General features: G+C 42.1%; 6 protein-coding genes. All 6 read right to left on the bottom strand.

Annotation, left to right across the window (positions count from 1 at the left end; translation table 11 throughout):
* Nucleotides 1-544: 544 nt before the first annotated feature.
* The 6 genes from NH399_RS23590 to NH399_RS23615 all read right to left on the bottom strand — a co-directional run bounded on the left by NH399_RS23590 (nt 545) and on the right by NH399_RS23615 (nt 13,401).
* Complete coding sequence (locus NH399_RS23590; RefSeq protein ID WP_253043764.1) at nt 545-1,309, bottom strand: hypothetical protein; 765 nt, start codon at nt 1,307-1,309, stop codon at nt 545-547.
* Between the two features lie 65 nt (nt 1,310-1,374).
* Nucleotides 1,375-4,389, bottom strand: coding sequence for a fibronectin type III domain-containing protein (locus NH399_RS23595; protein ID WP_253043765.1), 3,015 nt, complete (start codon nt 4,387-4,389; stop codon nt 1,375-1,377).
* 526 nt (nt 4,390-4,915) lie between these two features.
* On the bottom strand, nt 4,916-5,890 hold the full coding sequence (locus NH399_RS23600; RefSeq protein ID WP_253043766.1) for a hypothetical protein: 975 nt from the start codon (nt 5,888-5,890) through the stop codon (nt 4,916-4,918).
* A gap of 262 nt (nt 5,891-6,152) precedes the next feature.
* Nucleotides 6,153-10,736, bottom strand: coding sequence for a carboxypeptidase regulatory-like domain-containing protein (locus NH399_RS23605; RefSeq protein ID WP_253043768.1), 4,584 nt, complete (start codon nt 10,734-10,736; stop codon nt 6,153-6,155).
* Between the two features lie 178 nt (nt 10,737-10,914).
* Nucleotides 10,915-11,214: a hypothetical protein gene (locus NH399_RS23610; protein ID WP_253043769.1), complete on the bottom strand. Its 300-nt coding sequence runs from the start codon at nt 11,212-11,214 to the stop codon at nt 10,915-10,917.
* A gap of 66 nt (nt 11,215-11,280) precedes the next feature.
* The gene (locus tag NH399_RS23615) at nt 11,281-13,401 is read right to left on the bottom strand and encodes a TonB-dependent receptor (protein ID WP_253043770.1); all 2,121 of its coding nucleotides are present in this window, start codon (nt 13,399-13,401) and stop codon (nt 11,281-11,283) included.
* Nucleotides 13,402-13,577: the final 176 nt, after the last annotated feature.

The following is a 13,577-nucleotide window of genomic DNA, read 5'->3' on the forward strand; positions in this document are numbered from 1 at the left end:
AAATCTTGAATTAACAGATATTGAATATCTCTTTCTTTCAACACTCAAATCGATAATGTCGTTATTGACGCTTATCCTATCTGAGTGCCCACACAGATTACTTTATCCTGATTGTCAAAGAACATGTCCAAATCAGTCTCGCTGTTTGAACTCGATGTCGACTCTTTCTCAACACCGGGGCGCGAATTATACATGTTATTCGCAGAATGCCAACCCCTTTTCTTAGAAAAACCTGAAGTATTTATTCGGCCTTTCGGGTTAGCCAGAAAAAGCAATAATTTATCACCGATAAATTCATTTAAATCAAAGACTTAAAAATGAGCTTTTTCTGATTCTCTAGCTCTTCACTTGGCGTGTCGTGCTGAAGTAGGCGCGCATTATATAGAGGTTTGGGGGTTACGCAAGATCTTTTATGAGTTTTTTTACACTTTTCTTAAAAATAGCAGAAATGGGGATAAACATGGGTGTTTTTTGGTCAAACCAGTCAATAAATAGCAAAACGGGGGCTATTGCCCCCGTCGATAACTTCTAACTCTTGAAGTATTTACTTTATCATTAAAGTTTTTTTACGAGCGAAGTATGCTAAACCAGCCAGTAAAACAACAAGAGAACCTGGCTCTGGAATACTTTGCGTAGCAAGAGCGAACTGGAAACCATCATGAAATAAGAAGCCGTCAGTATCAGCAAAGTTACTAAAAGCAGCAGTAAAATCAATTGATGAAGTCGCAGCAAAAGCAGCAGTTTCAATTCCAGTATTATTAGAGTCGCTATCAGCAAAGCTAACAGACGCTCCATTATTTCCATCAAGGAATAGATCACTGGTGTAATTAGAGCCACCAAAAACCTGATTCACAGCACCTAAACCAATCATCTCCAGGCCAGCCATTGTGGCGATATTAAAGGTAATATCCATATCGCCAGAATCAAAGCCAAACATGTCTAATGGGAAAGTAGTTCCACCCGTTCCACGCATGCCGAAACCGCCAGTGTATGGATCGATTACATTATCCAATCCATAAAACTCGATAGAAGACAGATCCATACCATCGTAAGCACCCGCAGTAAAATCAAGCGATACACCAGAAATAGTAATACCGTTTACTGTCATGGTTGCGCCATTGGCAAAATCTTCAAGAGTACAAGCCGTCGCAGAGTAACATCCAACCACATCAATAACAGATGGAGCACCTGTTGCTAGATTCTGTGTGTCGCCAGTCACATCAGCACGAGTTACTGGAGTTGCAAATGCATTAGTAATACATGCAGCCGAAAGAGTCACCAAACCCAATAATTTTGTTAAACGTTTCATAGTCTTTCCTTAAATCTTCTTGCTAAAAAGACGCCTCTCTCAATGAAGAGAGAGGCATTTTATTTTTAGTTACAACGAGCACCGCGAGGGTTAGTGTATAGACCGATCAGAGTGCGGCGGTCACGAGAGTTAACCGTACCGTCACCATTTAGGTCAAACTTGGAGTCATTCGAACCAGCACGAATGGCATCAAGCAAGATGCGCATATCATCGATATCGATACAACCATCATCGTTGAAATCACCTGGAACTTGAGCATCTGGGATTAAGCAGAACTCATTAAATGTACCTGTATCAGCAAATGCATTGTCAGATACAAAGACTCTCCACTCACCCGCTAAGTCTTCACCATTAAATGCAGCTAGAGCATCATTAGGAATAAGAACTGCATCAGCAGGATAAGCATTTGGTGAAGTACAATCGTTTTCAGCAGATAAAGTACCATCATCATCAAAGATATTGTTGATGTCGTTACCACTACAGCCAAATCCGCTAGTTGTGCGACCAGGACGGTCAAGTAATGTAACTGTTGTGCCAGTATCAACATGCTCAAGAGTTACAATCAAGTCACCTACCCAAGTGTGATTCAAGTTAATTAATGCGTTCAGATCATTCAACTGACCAGGCTCATTAATCATCAAGCTGAAGGTAGCACCATTTCCGTCACCATCAGGAATTGAAAGTGCAGGCGCTTCACAGAACAGCTCACTAGTGATGAAGCTAAATGTTTGCGAGTACGCACCATCGCCACAAATGTTTGCAGCTTTTACACGCCAGTAGTAACGAGTGTTACCAGTTAAGCCTGTACTGGTGTAGCTAGTACCATTTACAGTTGCTGTTTCAACAATGTTTGCAAATCCAGCATCAGTAGCGATTTCGATAGTATAAGATTCGCCAGCGTTCGCAGCATCCCAAGAGAATGTTGGTGATAAACCAATGCCTGAGCTGTTATCTGCAGGAGCTTGCAGAGTTAACGCACCAGGAGCACTATCAAATGCAGTGAAAGATACATTGACTTGACGATCATCAGCACCACTTGCAGCACCTTCAATAGTGAACTGGTACTGACCAGATGCTAATCCAGCAGGAGTAGAAACGCTCGCAACGCTCGCACCAGGTAAGCTAACAGGGTTCACGCTGAAGTTACCGTTAACGCCAGCAGGTAAACCACTGTAGCTTAAAGTAACATCGTTAGAGAAACCTTGAACCTGACCAATGGTTAAATTGATTGGTGCTAAGTTGTTGTCGTTAGTTGTACAAACTTTTTGGTTAGTGTCTGAAGCGGTAATGAAGAAACCAGGCTCGCCACACTCATCGAATTTAAAGCTACATACACGAGTAGCCCAGTTGAATGAACCCGTTGTTTCAACATACTCTTCAGTGATCCAGAAAGTACACTGGTCAACAGGATCAACACTAACAGAAGCATAATCACCCCAGCGGCTAGTGCCTTGTTGGAAACCACTTCCATCAACACACACAGACTCAGTACGAGTTTCACCAGCAGGATCTGATGCTAAGCGTCCAGCAAAATAAACTGATGGGAATTGACCAGCACCAGAACCAGAACGGGTATAAACCAAACCAAGGTTACCGTCTTGGTCAATAGAAGATGAACCCATGAAGCGGAACAATCCGTCAGACGTATCAAGGTTACCAGAATCGGTTAAGGTATGATTACCAGCGCCAGAAGAATCTAAGTCAAAAGTTGCCCAGCGAACGGTCATGACGTTGTTACCATCATTAACATTGTGTGCAATTGAACCTTTTAACTCACCGTTTATCATACGAGTTGAAAAACGATACATAGTCATCTGAGGTAATGTGTCTAACTGCTGACTGGTACCTGGTTGAGGCGCACAAGTTGAACCAAAACCAGAAGATAAACAGCTTGAGTTAAACTCAGGTGCAGAGACAGCAGCAACTTGGTTGAAAGTTGTATTGGCAGGGTTGTTAGCGTCAACACAGTACTCATAGAAGAGATATGCATCATCTTCTTCTGGACCACCGTTGTTCCAAACTTCCCAATCGTTCGCCATCACGAACATGCCACAAGTGCCAGCAGGAGGAGCTGAGCTACCACCTTCAAGATGTGCAGGCTCTAAGTTAAAACGGCCACGCTCACCAGCACCAGGATCAGGTAAGAATTGAGTCTGAATGCTTGCAGGGTTACCCGCTAACATTGCCGTTCTGTCGAACCAAGTAATACCAACACCTACGAAGCTTGGATTAAATTCGTTATGAGACATGTAGTAGCCGTCAGGCCAAACAGAAATTTTCTCATAGTCATTAAAACCAGCCGATACGTTAAAGTCGTAGAGAGAGAAATTACCATTGTTGATGTCATCGACAAGATCAGGACCTTGTGAAACAGCAAAACACTGGTGACCACCGTCCGCTTGCTGTGGAGTAAACTGACTGAATACCCAGCGATCAGCTAAGTGATCATATAAAACAATTGGGTCACCAGCATTTGTGGTTTCACACACACCACCAAAGCCTTGCCAGAAACTATTTCCAATAAATGGACCAGCAGCAACACTGCCGTCTGATTTATTGTAAACAACCCAACCCAAATTTACATACTGAACATAGTAATCAACACCAACGTCACCATTAACATCAGGCGGTGCAACGTTAGGAGCACCCACTGCTGTATTGTCGGACTGACTATAACCATTAAAACTAATACCAGCAGCTGGAGATGGAGCCAAAATAGTTGCTGCTGTTTTTGCATTACGTGCTTGTTTCTTTTTCTTAGCAGCAATGGCATCGCTATCGTTATTCATTGTTTTAAAACGAATAGCGTCAGGAACCAATGTGTTTGGAATTTCTTTTGCTTTTACAGCTTCAGTTTTATTCACCCCTCTTTGTTGAGCTTCTTGCTTTCTTTGCAGCTCTGCTCGCTGTTTTGCAATCGCTAATCCTTTTGCTAATGGAACAGCTTGTCCTGCTTTAACCAGTTGAACTGGCGCTTTTGGATTCAGCGGTACATCTTTACTAACGGACTCTTTAGCAAAAGCAGAAGAACCTAACGCCCCCGCCAACGCTATCAAAGCCATGCGTTGATGTGCTTTCATCAGTATTTATCTCCATTTATTTTGTTTATGTAGGACCTGCCAAACCTTCACCCAAACCAAGTCGATATACATATCAATTTGTGGGTACTAAACGTTTTTACAAACGGGCAAGTAAGAAACACACACGCAATTAGCAAACCATCTATTGGCAGATTGGTAATAATTGACATTTTTCTAAAACATAATTGAGATAAACTATTAGCTCGCAGCGCAGCATTATCTCTGAGCAATATATATACAACCACAAATCAAAAGCAATTAAAACTCACAATCCGAATATTTCACTTCAAATAAAAACCCGAATAAAAGTGCTGTAAAACATCCTGACTGTAGCAAGCGCACGATCATCGCTAGTATGAGATTAAAAAGTTTTTTTTGAGGAAGGCATTCAATAAATTCAATAGCAGATTTTAATTTACTGGCCTGGCTATTGATCTGATGAAGAATAAATTAAATTTAGTGTAAAGCTTACTGACAGAAAATCTCGATAAGAAATCCAGCAGCTTTCGCTGCTGGACAATAATCATTACTTTTTAATGTAGTTTTCAAGAATACGACGAGTGTCGTTAAGAAGGGTTCGTTCATTTACAGCAATCTGAGCCAAGGTTTTTGCACTATTTTCGTCAAGCTTTGCCATTGACTGGAAAGCAGTACGAGCCACGCTTGGGCTGTTAGAGTCGAGTAGACCGTTCAACATCTTAATGTCTTCTTTTGTGCCCACACTCCCTAACACATCAGCAGCTTCAATAATTAAACCAGGAACAAAGGAGGCTAGCTTTACTTGACTACCATGTTGCTTAATAATGCTACGAGCCTGCTCTGCTAACCACTCTTTATCCGAATCCACATCCATCTTTAAGAAAGATTTTAAAGCGTAGGTTTGCATTTCATTACTTAGCGTCCCGCCAGCAATAACCTCTTTAAACTCAGAACGTTGTTTATCAGTAAAATGAGGTAACCACTTAGGCTGCATGTGCAACTCAAAAATACCTATTTGACGGTTTAAAGGGTTGTTGCTTTTCATTTGCTTTAAAAGCAATGCAACCATCTGTGAAGGCTTTTTAGGAGCGCCTTGAATTTGAGCATCAAATAAAGCTTTAACTTCTTTATTGGTATCAAACATAGCAGCTCTGAGTAACATGTAATTCAAGATACGTGGTCCATCAGGATCTTGAACTTTTTCATCACGAACAATGGGATGCTTCATAATATGGCTATAAACAATAAGATAGGTTTGTCCTTTCTTAAAAGCTTCTGTAGCAGCTTCATTCAATCGCAACGTTACTTTATCTTCACTTTTGCCGAATAACGTCTCTTTAATTTCGAAAACGACCTTACCATTTTCGATATCACTCACAGCTTTTGCTTCAACAACAACATTATAAGGGTTAACCAAAACCTTAACTGGCGGTCTTACGGGCTTTACCGCGTGCGCTGTTGATAACAATGAACTCACCAATACAATACCAACCCATACATTGAATAAATATTTTAAACTCATTATTGAAATCCCTAAATTCAATTACCTTAAATACCGACTTAAAAGGAAGCAAAAAACAAACCATCGGCTCCTAACCATCTGGCCAATGTAAATATTTACTTCCACCAACACAAACAACAGTAGGTACTAAAAGATACTACGCCTCTAGATACAGAATGCCAATAGTGAGAAAAACAACTTGGAGAGATATAAACGAAAGAGATATACGTACAGAAGAAAGGAAAAAAGATATCAGCGCATAGCGCTGATATCTTTATTAAGACTAACGTGCAATAACACGACGTCTTGCAAAGGCTAATAATCCAACCATTGCGATCAGACCAAAACCAAAGCTACCACTTGAACCATAGCGGCGAATAGTAACCTTAGTTGACTGCTGACCAATGCTTGCGCCTTGAGCGTTAACAAGAGCAACGTTCAATACTTTGAAACCGTACTCTTTGGTTTCGTTAGTTTCGAACTCGATGTACTTAGTAGAAGTATCACCGTCAGCCCAAGAAACCGTACCATTAGTTGCAGTGTAGTGAGTACCCGCTGTAGCAGAACCGTCAACTAAAACGTAGTCAACACTTACAGCAAAGTCACTACCATCAACACGGTTAACCGCAACACGAGCAGTTTCACCAGCATTAACAGAGAACTCTGTGGCACCAAACTGAATACTACCGTACTGAGGTGGAGTCACATCTAAAGTAACAATTGACGATTGGTCACCATAAGGTGTGTTACCACCAACAATCAACTGAGCTTTGTATTGACCTTCTTCTAGAGCAGAAGCATCTAGACCAAGAGCAACATCAGCTGTTGAATTAGCAGCAATGGTGCCAGATACAGTGTTCAATACAAAACCGTTTGTCTGCTTCCAGTCACAAACTGTATTGTCGCCAGTATCTAAACCAATAACACCACCCAGATCCATACTCACGCCCCAAAGCTTACCGTCACATCCGATAGCCAGGCCAGCTTGTGAGTTATCAGGCATCAAGTCGTCGTCATTGCCATCTTGGTCAACATCATAAGATGGGTAATTGAAGGCTTCGATTGGAGCCATTGTTGCACTGGTTGAGTCTAGAACCACTACATCAAATGCAGGTGCAGCAACATTTGATTGAACATACAAACGACCGTTAGATGGGTTAAGCGCCAAACCAGCAACGTTTAAGCCAACATTAACAGAGCGTAGGATAGTTCCATCAGTAGTAAACTGGTGAATGATGCTATCGTTCCATGAACCTGAGTAGAAGGTGTTAGTCACAGGGTCAAAAGTTAGACCACGTTGTGATGTACCAACAGCAGGACAAATGGTGTTACCCGTTACTGTCATGTCAGTAGGGTTCAACTCATGGATACAGTTCGCTGGGTCGCCCACAGCTACTTGCCACAACATACCAGTACGGTTATTGAAGGCAATGTCCGCGCCAAACGCAAATGTGATAGCTGATGTATCAATTGCATCGGTTGTTGGGTTACCCGTTGAATCGAAGCGAACAACAGCATGCGCAGGAGCACCTAACTGTACTGCATCACCTAACCAGAAATCACCCGTATTTTGGTTAACAGCAATACCGAAGCTACCATTAACACCAAAGATACCAGCCAAATCAGCCTGCTTAGCAACAACACCTACTTTAGAGTAATCACGCTGATCACGGATTTTCTTAGTATTGATGTCTTGTAAGTTTTTAGGGCCAAAGTGACGTGAAGAAGGATGGAAAGGACCATTAATCTTGCTCGCAGCAACTTCAGGAGCTTCAGTCAATAACAAGAAGTATTGAGCATCTGCGCTACCTGTGTTTTCTAAAGTAATCGTATCTTCTGATGCACGACCTTTAGTAACAGTAAAGCTAGCAGTTTCTGGAGCAGACAAACGACCTGCATCTAGCTCGATTGCAGTATCAAATGCGATGTCACCAGTAGCAACATTTTTAGTCGAGTATAAGTTTCTTGCAACACTGATTCCGTCTTCTGTAGCAGGAACAAAAATGCTGAAATAACCGTCATTCAAGTTAGCATCATTAGCTGTAGCAGCTGTCATAACGCTGTTAGAACCAGCAGTTACTGTCGCACCATTCAGAGCGTCGCCTGTATTCGCATCAATAACGAAACCTTTTGCCATTGTGCCTTGCTGAGGCATACATGCAGCGTCACCAAACTGGATATCATCAACATACGCATACCACTCGAAGAATGCGTCATAATAACGCCAGCGTAGCTGGAAGCTAGTTGCACCTGCCAATTGAGCAGTTAAGTCCACTTCGTGCTTAGCAACAGAGTTATCAGAAGGTACGCTGTATACAGAGTTCCAACCACCATTATCAATATTTAATTCAACATCGAGTGAATCAGCACCCGTGAAGGTTCTGAACAAAGCAACAAAGTTAAGTACTTTGCTGTCAATATCAGCAACATTAATCACAGGAGAAACAAGACTAGTATTAATAGCAACGTTACCCGCTGCATCACTGTCAATCGCAGCCGCTTCACCTTCGGTATTCAAAATATTACCGCGAGAAGTTGCTGAAGCACGGCCCCAAACAGCGCCATTACCAGCATCATCAACCACAGTCCAACCTGTTGGTGGAACACCAGAGTCAAACTTTTGAGTGAATGATGGGAAGCTTAATGCGTATCCAGGAGCGATACATGCACTATCGGTCATTAGTGCGAAGTTTTGCGTGTTGGTGTTCTCAGGAAGAATATCAGCCTCTTGAGCCAAGTATCCATCAACCATGGCCGTCGCAGTCAACTTAACTAAAGTGCCTTCAAACAAATCAATGCTGTACTGACCTGTTACAGGGTTAGAGTGAGTTGTTAATACTGTACCTGGCGCATTCACACGAATCTCAGCATAAAGACTGCCGCCTAAGCCAGAGCCGTCAGTAACAGAACCCGTTACAGTGATTGCGTTTGCCGCATTCAATTGTGCGTCAACGTCAACTACTGCATCTTCTGCAACATCAACGTCATTGTTAGAACCTTCTAACCAACCATACTTGAAGAAAGTAATGGCGTAGTCGTCACCAACAGGTAAACGTAGCTCGTAGTTACCATCTGCATCAGTAATAACAGTGGTTGCACCAACCGTTACAACAGCACCAGCGATAGGATCACCAGAAGCAGAATCTGTAACCGTTCCGCTTACTGTACCAGAAGGGCCAGCAACACAGTTCGGGAACTTAAAGCTACCGATATAGGTAGACCAAGCAGTAGAACCATTGTTAGCAGCTTTGTAGTACTCAGTGGTGTACCAGAAAGTACAATCATCAGAAGGGTCAACACTTAAGCTACTGTAGTCACCCCAACGGTTTGCACCACTTTGAGAACCTTCACCTGCTTTTAATACAGTTTCAGGAACCGTCAAAGTATTTGCGGCGTCACCAGGTTGACGACCTGAGAAGCGCAATGAAGGGAAACTAGAAGAACTTGAAGCACTATAGGCAACAGCAATGTTACCAACAGCATCCATAGCCGCACTACCCATCCAGCGAGACTCGCCATCGCCCAGGCTGTATGTACCATTATTGGCAACAGTAACAGCTCCTGCGTTGTCAACGTCAAACTCGTACCAACGAACACCAGGAATGTTTGTGCTTTCGCCAACAACCGTATGGTTAGCAATCAACTTATGCTGAGAACCATTCAAGTTACGATAAGCCAAACGGAACATCATACGCTGAGCAATAGAATCTAAGCGCTGAGAAGTCCCTTGCTGTTGAACACAATCACGAGAGAAACCACACACTGCGCCGTTATAAGGAGCAACAGCTACTGTTTGTAAGTGATCAAACGATGAATTAGCAGTGTTATCCCAATCAACAGAGAAGGTGAAGATATCCATTTCACCGTTACCTTTTGCCGAAACAAAATATTCTGGCATGGTAACAGGCGGCATGAAGACACCATCAATGTCAGCAGGCATTGGCGTAAAGGCGTCTGGGTGAGACGTTTCCAGATCAAAAATAACCTGTTGTGCAGGCTGACCTAGCAACATTTTATCTCTTTCGTAAGCAACCACACCAGAACCAGTAAACGAGTTACCCGTGAACTGGTTTACACCTGCGTAGTAACCATCATGCCATACACCATAGTGTGGATAATCGTTAAACTTGGTGGTGCTGTACAAGAAATCATACAGATAGTAAGAACCCGTTGGATCGCCTGTTTGAGAAATAGCGATACACTGACGGTTATCCGTGAAAGAACCGTTAAATGCAAACTGGCTAATTAACCAGCGATCAGCGGCACTATCATAAAGAACGATGGGGTCACCACGGTTGGTGCTTTCACATAAACCACCAAAGCCTGACCACAAAGTATTGATCGCTACGGGAGCAACAAGTTGATTACCTTGCTTGTCCCAAATAGCTAATGCAGTGTTTACTGTTTGAACATAATGGTTAGGACCAACGTCACCATTTGTATCAGGAGGAACCGCCCCCTGAACATTATCCATACCATTAAAACCAGTCAAAATCTGTGGCACCATCGCAGCGGCGTTGCTTTTAGATTTCATCTGGCTTTGAAGAACAGGATCCTGAATATCAGCAGGCTGATTTTTTAATACTTCTTCAGCAAAAGGAAAGTTTCTATTAGGAACTTCATGAAAAAAGTCCACACCAGGAATGGGCTCAGCCGACTTTTTCATCTTATCTTTTCTTGCTGGCGTAAGCGCTGGTAATGGTTTTGCCACATCTAATAATCGGTGGCTAAGCTTTGGGGTAGACAAGTACACTTTCGGTGCATCTTGTTTTGCTTCTTCAGCTGCCTCAACCGTAGTTGGAAGCATAGCCGCAGTAACAAAACTTGCAGAAAGCGTTGCTGCCATTAATTTTATTTGTACTGACACAACAACTCCTTTGGACCTGTTTGGGTAAAAAAATATGAAGTAAAACTAAACAGGGCGATTTTTATATCATTTAAGGATTGTTGTAAGTAGTGAAATAATTACTATTGATACGATTTGACAGTTAGTTTCGGCCAAAAATTTAAGCATACTACCCATAAAGTATGCTCAAAAACTAACACTATTGTTGTTCGTCTATTTCTGGATGAGGGTGATTGGGTACTTCGCATACCCCATTTTCATTGCGAAACTTTTCTTCACATTCATAGGGAGGCAACGCCTTTCCCTTATTTTTTTTATTAATTTCAGAAAGCGGCTCACTTACCCCTACTTTTTGCAGGGAAACTTTAGGAGAAGCTTTTTGGGTTTGATTTTCTATCGTTGATTGTTCGTCAACTTTTTTTTCGCTCTGACATGCCTGCAATAAAGGAAAACAGATCAAAGAGAGAATAAAACAACGAAATGCCTGATTTTTTTTCATGGTCTTCCTTCATCCTTATTAAGATGGTGAAAGAAGCTGCCAAACATGCTGGCAGCTTTTTAACGGCTATTCTCTCCAGGTAACAGATAATCCGATACTTCTACCAGGAGAAAACGTCTCTTGATCATCTGCCGAAGCAAAATACAGTTCGTCTAAAAGATTAGTTGCGGATAACGAAAGTTTCCAATGATCATTGATTTGATAAGCCCACTTGGCAGAAACAAGATCAACGCTCTCTAAAACATCTTCGATTTCACCATCACCAAACTCATTTTTCTCACGGCGATGTGTCCAATTAACTCCGACAGACCAATTATCACTATCATATTTATAGTTAAAGCGTACACGATCAGCAGGAATATCTGCCAACCATTGATTGTTACTATCACGACCTAAATAACGAGTGTAACTACTGGTAAGCGATTGACTCTCACCATAGAGGCCATACTCAAATTCATAACCTTGAATATCACCCTCATCGAGGTTAACAAAGGTATTACTGCCGTTATCTAGACGAATACGTTCTATGTAATTATCAACGAGCATTTGAAACGCGCGTACTTCTATGGTTTGCCCACTGCCTTCCCAACGAATACCTAAATCAGTATTCAAAGATTCTTCGGTCTCTAAATCAAAAACCGAAATCACATCACCGCGTCCGGTACTGCCGGTAAAAAAGCGTTCTGAAATAGAAGGAAAACGAAAGCCATTGGCAACATTGGCAACAAACTTCCACTGGTCGTTGATCACCCAGTCTAAACCGACAAACGCACTCCAGGCATTATCAGTAATGGTCGGGCTGCCACCAACTGACTGGCGTTGCCAGTTAAGTCTGGCCCCCAGATGCCAAAACAAATGGTCTTGCTCAATTTGGCTAGAAACAAACAGAGCAATGTCATCTTGCTGCCCATTATCAATAATGGTCGTATGCTCAACAGAACCATCAGATAATTGAGTTTCTGTTTCATTTGCTTCAACATTACGTCGAGAAAACCAATCCACTCCCCACTGATTATTGATGTTCTCACTGCCAACCAGTTTACTTTGGAAGCTTCCACCTAGATCTAAAGATTTGTTTTCGACAAAATTAATTCGACTACCTGGTCTTAGTGTATCCGTTTGCAAGCTGTTAGGGTGAGCAAACAAAGACATCGCCCAACCATCTTCAGTATTTTTGGCTGCAAACTTTACCACTGAGTGAGACTCTTCAGGATAATTGGTGATGCGACTGGCAGGAAATCGGCGATTCGACTTACCAATATCATCAGCGCGTGTTTGCAACCAGGAAAAGTCATACTCAATGCCATTACTCATCCACTCTTGGCTAAGGTAAAAGTTCTGCTGCCGATATCCGTTATTTAATATACCCATATCATCAGGCGCTTCACCTTTATCCGCATGGCGATAGGAATAAGCTACGACACCATTCTCAAGTCGCTTTTTGTACGTAGCAAAATGCATTTCACTTTGGCTTTGGTAACCGAGAGTAAATTCGTCGGAATCAGGTTCGGTAAGAAAAATATTAACAACGCCACCCAAGGCCCCTGAACCATAAAAGGTTGATACAGGGCCTCGTACGACATCAACAGAATCCAGTAAAACCGGATCAATAAAGGATGCCGAAATGCCAGCTCGACGTTCAGTGGTAATAGGAACACTATCAATCAATGTTTTAACACGGTGTTTTGCAACACCACGGATCGAATAAGTTTGAAAGATCCCTCCCTGACCATTAGCCACAACACCGGTTGTGTTTTCTACCATTGCCAATAGAGTATCAGGTTCAACAGGCATGTCTTCGTAGTTGATATTGTCGGCAACAATAGTTTGCGGAGCCTGACTTAAGAAAGGATCTCGGAAAGCAGAGATAACAAGACGACGCTCTTGCGGTTGATCACTATCTAACGTAATAGATGTAGTGCCTACATTAGAATCAACGGCGATAGTTTTAGCATTATATTCAGGATGCGAAATGCTCAGCTCACAGGAACTTGCGGGACAATTAAAAGAATACACGCCCGCTTCAAAACGCACTGCACTTTCGGAACCATCAACCAAAAACTTTGCACCTTCAATCATGTCTTGATTGTTAGCATCAACCAACTTTACTTGCACAGTTTCTGCCCAACTGATGGAAAAAGGCAAACAAGCCAATAGCGGTGTCCATTTTTTAACCACTGAATACATTCTATTAAACCTATTAAAATTAAATCCTAAAAGCCGCAGGTATTATATCAATTGAACCAGCAAATAATATGCAACGACAGAGTAATATTTACTCTTATTCTTTTTGATTGGAGTCATCGAGCATGGATAAGTTTCAACCTTTCTGTTTTTCATAAAAAAACCAGCTCAATTGAGCT

Source organism: Pleionea sp. CnH1-48 (assembly GCF_024124665.1).
GTDB lineage: Bacteria > Pseudomonadota > Gammaproteobacteria > Enterobacterales > Kangiellaceae > JAMXSB01.

Excerpts from the sequence above, each read along its gene's own strand:
- NH399_RS23590 (WP_253043764.1), bottom strand. The coding sequence starts at position 1,309 with ATGAAACGTTTAACAAAATTATTGGGTTTGGTGACTCTTTCGGCTGCA.
- NH399_RS23595 (WP_253043765.1), bottom strand. The coding sequence starts at position 4,389 with ATGAAAGCACATCAACGCATGGCTTTGATAGCGTTGGCGGGGGCGTTA.
- NH399_RS23600 (WP_253043766.1), bottom strand. The coding sequence starts at position 5,890 with ATGAGTTTAAAATATTTATTCAATGTATGGGTTGGTATTGTATTGGTG.
- NH399_RS23610 (WP_253043769.1), bottom strand. The coding sequence starts at position 11,214 with ATGAAAAAAAATCAGGCATTTCGTTGTTTTATTCTCTCTTTGATCTGT.
- NH399_RS23615 (WP_253043770.1), bottom strand. The coding sequence starts at position 13,401 with ATGTATTCAGTGGTTAAAAAATGGACACCGCTATTGGCTTGTTTGCCT.